We start from the raw sequence: 5,208 nt of genomic DNA, 5'->3' as shown, positions 1-5,208 counted from the left end.
GAGCCCCTCATGAGCACGAACCCGTTCGACGACACAAACGGCACGTTCCATGTGCTGGTCAACGACGAGGACCAGCACTCCCTGTGGCCCTCGTTCGCCGAGGTCCCCGCGGGCTGGACGTCCGTCTTCGGCCCCGACGAGCGCCAGAAGTGCCTGGAGCACGTCGAGCAGAACTGGACCGACCTGCGGCCCAGGAGCCTGCGCGAGGCCATGGCCACCGCGTAGCACCGCCTGACCAGGGGAGGGAGGCGTGGGGCCGCCCCCCCCCCCGCGCCCCCCCCCCCCCCCCCCCCCCCCCCCCCCCCCACCACCCCCCCCCCCCCCGGGGGGGGGGGGGGCGGGCCCCCCCCCCCCCCCGGCCCCACGCCCCCTCCCGCCCTCCCCGTAACCCAGACAGACCCGGCCGGCGAGAGTCGGTGCAGGACAAGGAGTTATTTCGTGTACGACGTGATTGTGGTCGGGGCGCGGTGTGCTGGATCTCCGGCGGCACTACAGCTCGCACGGGCCGGCTACCGGGTGCTCATGGTCGAACGCAGCAAGTTCCCCAAGGACACACTGTCGACGCTGTACATCCACCAGCCGGGCGTCGCGCTCCTCGACCGGTGGGGGGTCCTGCCCGAGGTGGTCGCCACCGGCTGCCCGCCCCTGGACAGGGCCACGTACACCGCCGGTGACATCCGCGTCCAGGGCGTCTCCTGGCCCGTCGACGGCCAGCAGGCGGCCTACGCGCCGCGGCGCTTCCACCTCGACCAGATCCTGGCGCGGGCCGCCGTCGACGCCGGGGCCGAGCTGCGCGAGAACTGCTCGGTCACCGACCTCGTCTTCGAGGACGACCGGGTCGTGGGCGTCCGGCTGAGCTCCGGCGGGACCGAGACGGTCGAACGCGCCCGCCTCGTCATCGGCGCCGACGGCATGCGGTCGACGGTCGCGGCGAAGGTCAAGGCACCGCACGACATCGAGGCAGCGACCCTCACCTGCTGCTACTACAGCTACTGGTCGGGGCTGCCCGCCGAGTTCCGGCTCTACCACACCCCCGGAAGCTGGGTCGGCACCGTACCGACCAACGACGGCGCGACGCTGGTGGCGGCCTACTTCCCGCAGGCCGAGTTCGCGGCACTCAAGGGCGAGGGACTCAAGGCCCTGCTCGACAGCGCCGAGCGGACCGCGCCCGAGGTGCGTGCCGAGATGGACAAGGGCGAGCAGGTCGAGCGCCTCTTCGGCACCGGCAACCAGCTGAACTTCTTCCGCAAGGCCGCCGGGCCCGGCTGGGCCCTCATCGGTGACGCGGGACACCACAAGGACTCCATCACGGCTCGCGGCATCACCGACGCCTTCCTCCAGGCCCAGCTCCTCGTGGAGTGCGTGGGCGACGGCCTCCAGGACCCCGAGCGCCTGGACAAGGCCCTCGGGGAGTTCGCCGAGGAGCGCACCGAGATGCTCGTACCGGACTACAAGAGCACGCTCAAGACGGCCGAGCTGAACCCGCCGGAGCACCACCTGGAGATGCTGCGCGCCATCGCCACGAGCGCCGACCTGTCCGACCGCTACTTCTCGACGCTCTCGGGCGCATGCCCGATCGAGGATTTCGTCACCGAGGAACTCCTTGACCTGATGGATGAGATGAGCGAAGCCTGAGCGCGGCCCCCGGGCGCCCGCGGGCGCCCGGGGAGGGACCGGGGACGTACCGGGGGAGGGGACCGGCCGGAGCCCGGGGGAACCCGAGGGAAGGCGTGCTGGTCAACGCCCAGTAGAGTGCTTTTCCCTTGCGCATGTTCCTGGGACGTTCCCGGGCATGCCCCCTGAGTGTGTTCCCCGAGCGTCTCGATACGAGACGTTCCCCGCCCCCGAAGCCCGAGGTGTCGACCAGTGAGCCCCGCACGACCAGGACCGGCCGCCCTGACCGTCGTCGGCATCGGGGCCGACGGCTGGCAGGGGATCGCGGACACCGCCCGCGCGGCCCTGCTCGACGCCGAGGTCCTGATCGGCGGCCGGCGGCAGCTCGATCTGCTGCCGTCGCGGTGCGCCGGGGAGCGGATCACCTGGCCCTCGCCGCTGCGCCCCGCCGTGCCCGCGCTGCTCGCCGCGCACGCGGGACGCCGGGTCGCCGTCCTCGCCAGCGGCGACCCCATGTTCTACGGCATCGGGCGGGCCCTCACCGAGGAACTCGGGGCCACCGCGGTACGGGTGCTCCCGCACCCCTCCTCCGTGTCCCACGCCTGCGCACGGCTCGGCTGGCCGCAGGAGGACGTGGAGGTCGTCACGCTCGTCGGGCGCCCCGCCGGACGCCTCACCGCCGCCCTGCACGAGGGCCGCAGACTGCTCGTGCTCAGCGCGGACGCCGCGGGCCCCGGCACCGTCGCCGCCCTCCTTCGCGACCGCGGCTTCGGCCCCAGCCGGATGCGGGTACTCGAACAGCTCGGCGGCGCGCGCGAGCGGACCACCGCCGAGTCCACCGCCGACACCTGGAGCGAGCCCCCCGGCGACGCCCTCAACATCGTCGCCGTCACCTGCCACCGCGCCCCCGGCGCCACCCGGCTCGGTGCCGTGCCGGGGCTTCCCGACACGGCGTACGAGCACGACGGCCAGCTCACCAAGCGGCACGTACGCGCCGCCACGCTCGGCGCGCTCGCCCCCGCCCCCGGCGAGCTCCTGTGGGACGTCGGCGGCGGCTCGGGCTCGATCGCCGTCGAGTGGATGCGCACCCACCCCACCTGCCGCGCGGTCACCGTGGAGCGCGATCCCGTACGGGCCGAACGCATCACCCGTAACGCCGAACGGCTCGGCGTGCCCGCCCTGCGCGTCGTCACCGGCGCCGCGCCCGCCGCCCTCACCGGGCTGCCGCGGCCCGACGCCGTGTTCATCGGCGGCGGACTCACCGCGCCCGGCCTGCTCGACGCCTGCTGGGCGGCGCTCGCCCCCGGCGGCCGCCTGGTCGCCAACACCGTCACCCTGGAGTCCGAGGCGCTGCTCGCCGACGCCCACCGCCGCCACGGCGGCGAACTCGTACGCATCGCCGTGGCCCACGCCGTGCCGGTGGGCGGCTTCACGGGGTGGCGGCAGTCGATGCCGGTGACACAGTGGTCGGCGCAGAAACCCGCGGGGCCCGCAGAGCCCTCGGACGCATCCTCCGCGGGGCCCGCAGAGTCCGCGGACGCATCGCCCGCGGCGACCCCCGCCGCGCCCTCCGCCCCGCCCGCCCAGACCCCCGACGGACCCCCCGACCGCGCAGGAGCAGCCACATGACCGTGTACTTCATCGGTGCGGGACCCGGCGCCGCCGACCTGATCACCGTGCGGGGCGCCCGGACGCTCGCCGCCTGCCGGGTGTGCCTGTACGCGGGCAGCCTGGTGCCGCGCGAACTGCTGGCCGAATGCCCGCCGGACGCACGGCTCGTGGACACCGCGCAGCTCGACCTGGACCAGATCACCGCCGAGTTGGTGCGCGCCCACGAGCAGGGGCAGGACGTGGCCCGGCTGCACTCCGGCGACCCGTCCGTGTTCAGCGCGGTCGCCGAGCAGATGCGGCGCCTGGACGCGGCGGGGGTGCCCTACGAGGTCGTGCCCGGTGTGCCCGCCTTCGCCGCCGCTGCCGCCGCCCTGAAGCGGGAGCTGACGGTGCCGACCGTCGGCCAGACCGTCGTCCTCACCCGGATCGCCCACAGCGCGACCGCCATGCCCGAGGGCGAGGACCTGGCCACCCTCGGCCGCAGCGGCGCCCTGATCGTGCTGCACCTGGCCGTCAGGTACGTGGACCGCGTGGTGGAGGAACTGCTCCCGCACTACGGCGCCGACTGCCCGGCCGCGGTCGTGGCCTACGCCTCCCGCCCCGAGGAAGTGGTCCTGCGCGGCACCCTCGAGGAGATCGCGGCGAAGGTGACGGAAGCGGGCATCCTGCGCACCGCGGTCATCATGGTGGGCAGGACCCTCGGCGCGGAGCAGTTCCGCGACAGCCACCTGTACTCGCCGGAGCGCGAGCGGCACGTGTGCTGAGCGCTGGGGAGGGGCGGCCGGGCGCTCACGCCACCGCGCTGCGGCCCACCACGGTCCCGGCCCGGTCGATGCAGATGACGTCCACCGCGACCGGCGCCCCGCGCAGCACGGCCAGCGCCTCGTCCCGCGCGGCCACCGCGACCAGGTCGCCGAGCGCGACCCCGGCCCCCTGGCAGAGCTGGAGCGCGGCGAGTCCGGTGTTGGCGTCCGCCACCGCGGCCGCGAGGGCCTCGTCCGCGCCGCCGCGCCGGGCGAGGGCGGCGAGGAAGCCCTTGTCGACCTGGGAGCGCGCGGAGTGCAGATCGAGGTGCCCCGCCGCGAGCTTGGACAGCTTGGCGAACCCGCCGCAGATCGTCAGGCGGTCCACGGGATGGCGGCGGACGTACTTCAGGACCGCGCCCGCGAAGTCGCCCATGTCCAGGAGGGCGTCCTCGGGCAGCCGGTGCTCGGCGACGACCGTCTTCTCCGACGTCGAACCCGTGCACCCCGCGACATGGGTGCGCCCGGCCGCCCGTGCCACGTCCACGCCCCTGCGGATGGAGTCGATCCACGCCGAGCAGGAGTACGGCACCACGATGCCGGTGGTGCCGAGCACGGAGAGGCCGCCGAGGATGCCGAGCCGCGGGTTCCAGGTCGACCGGGCGATCTCCTCGCCGTGGTCCACGGCGAGGGTGACCTCGACGTCGGCGCTGCCGCCGTGGCGGGCGGCGACGGCGGCGACGTGGTCCCGCATCATCTGCCGGGGCACGGGGTTGACCGCCGGTTCGCCCACGGGCAGGGGCAGACCGGGACGCGTGACCGTGCCGACGCCGGGACCCGCCCTGAAGACCACCCCGGACCCCGGCGGCAGCAGCCGCACCGTGGCCCGCACGAGCGCGCCGTGCGTGACGTCGGGGTCGTCGCCCGCGTCCTTCACCACCCCCGCCATCGCGTACGCGCCGGTCAGCTCCTCGGCCGCGAGCGCGAACGCGGGCGTCTGCCCCCGGGGCAGCGTGATGGTCACCGGGTCGGGGAAGTCACCGCTCAGCAGGGCGGTGTACGCGGCGGTCGTGGCGGCGGTCGCGCAGGCACCGGTCGTCCAGCCGGGCCGCAGACCGGTGTGCTCCAGCTGGGCGCCGCGGCCGCCCTTCGCGGCGCGGGCGCCCTTCGCCCCTGCGGCTCCCGGTGCCGCGTCCCCTGCGGGCCGCGTGGGGCCGCCACCTACTGACTTGTCACTCAT

Annotated in this window: 5 protein-coding genes; 4 read left to right on the top strand and 1 reads right to left on the bottom strand. The window is 74.9% G+C overall.

The window, feature by feature from the left end; all coding sequences use genetic code 11:
• The first annotated feature begins 9 nt into the window (after nucleotides 1–9).
• From ACH4DX_RS07400 to cobM, 4 genes are all read left to right on the top strand, one after another.
• Nucleotides 10–225, top strand: a complete 216-nt coding sequence (locus ACH4DX_RS07400; protein WP_398154369.1) for an MbtH family protein — start codon at nucleotides 10–12, stop codon at nucleotides 223–225.
• A gap of 213 nt (nucleotides 226–438) precedes the next feature.
• Nucleotides 439–1,635: an NAD(P)/FAD-dependent oxidoreductase gene (locus ACH4DX_RS07395; RefSeq protein ID WP_398114276.1), complete on the top strand. Its 1,197-nt coding sequence runs from the start codon at nucleotides 439–441 to the stop codon at nucleotides 1,633–1,635.
• Between the two features lie 231 nt (nucleotides 1,636–1,866).
• A complete protein-coding gene (gene cbiE / locus ACH4DX_RS07390) occupies nucleotides 1,867–3,243 on the top strand; it encodes a precorrin-6y C5,15-methyltransferase (decarboxylating) subunit CbiE (protein WP_398154368.1) in 1,377 nt (458 codons plus the stop codon).
• Nucleotides 3,240–3,989, top strand: a complete 750-nt coding sequence (cobM, locus tag ACH4DX_RS07385) for a precorrin-4 C(11)-methyltransferase (RefSeq protein WP_398154367.1) — start codon at nucleotides 3,240–3,242, stop codon at nucleotides 3,987–3,989. Before cbiE ends, cobM begins: the two co-directional genes overlap by 4 nt.
• A 25-nt stretch (nucleotides 3,990–4,014) precedes the next feature.
• Here the strand turns inward: cobM and ACH4DX_RS07380 are convergent, their stop codons facing one another.
• Nucleotides 4,015–5,208, bottom strand: a complete 1,194-nt coding sequence (locus ACH4DX_RS07380; protein ID WP_398154366.1) for a cobalt-precorrin-5B (C(1))-methyltransferase — start codon at nucleotides 5,206–5,208, stop codon at nucleotides 4,015–4,017.

The organism is Streptomyces sp. NPDC017940, from assembly GCF_044328435.1.
Taxonomy (GTDB): Bacteria; Actinomycetota; Actinomycetes; order Streptomycetales; family Streptomycetaceae; genus Streptomyces.
Note: the sequence above shows the minus strand (reverse complement) of the source record. Positions and strands in the feature narration are given on the sequence as shown.